This window comes from Citrobacter sp. wls717, from assembly GCF_005280955.1.
Lineage (GTDB): Bacteria > Pseudomonadota > Gammaproteobacteria > Enterobacterales > Enterobacteriaceae > Citrobacter > Citrobacter werkmanii.
Map to the genome: position 1 here is coordinate 1 of NZ_SZWW01000020.1, position 356 is coordinate 356.

Genomic DNA, 356 nt, shown 5'->3' on the forward strand with positions numbered 1-356 from the left:
CGCCAAAACACCTTCGGCGTTGTAAGGTTAAGCCTCACGGTTCATTAGTATCGGTTAGCTCAATGTATCGCTACACTTACACACCCGACCTATCAACGTCGTCGTCTTCAACGTTCCTTCAGGAGACTCTAAGTCTCAGGGAGAACTCATCTCGGGGCAAGTTTCGTGCTTAGATGCTTTCAGCACTTATCTCTTCCGCATTTAGCTACCGGGCAGTGCCATTGGCATGACAACCCGAACACCAGTGATGCGTCCACTCCGGTCCTCTCGTACTAGGAGCAGCCCCCCTCAATTCTCCAGCGCCCACGGCAGATAGGGACCGAACTGTCTCACGACGTTCTAAACCCAGCTCGCGT

At 53.1% G+C, this 356-nt stretch carries 1 rRNA gene; it reads right to left on the reverse strand.

Going from position 1 to position 356, the window contains the following annotated elements:
- Positions 1–23 precede the first annotated feature (23 nt).
- Positions 24–356, reverse strand: a 23S ribosomal RNA gene (locus tag FDX09_RS13655); the annotation flags it as partial.